A 307-nucleotide genomic window follows, 5' to 3' on the forward strand; every position below is an offset into this window, starting at 1 on the left:
GAGGCGAAGGCCACGGCTGAGCGGGCTCGCGCCGAGGCCGAGCGGGCGAACCAGGCGAAGACGGACTTCCTGGCCTCGATGTGCCACGAGGTCCGCACGCCGTTGAACGCCGTCATCGGGTTCACTGACCTGGTGCTGGCGTCCGGCCGGCTCGACGCCGTCGCCCGACGGCAGGCCGAGATGGTCCGCTCCTCCGGCGCGGCACTGCTCACGGTCGTCAACGACATCCTCGACTTCTCCAAGGTGGAAGCCGGCGCGGTCGAGCTCGCCGAGCGGCCCTTCCCGCTGGCCTCCCTCGCCGAGGACA

The 307-nt window shown here is 71.7% G+C and carries 1 protein-coding gene; it reads left to right on the forward strand.

Features of this window, described 5'->3' with window-relative positions:
* Nucleotides 1-307: sensor histidine kinase (locus ACLBXO_RS32025; RefSeq protein WP_447687950.1), on the forward strand; the 307-nt coding region annotated here is incomplete at both ends.

Source organism: Methylobacterium sp. C33D (genome assembly GCF_053345825.1).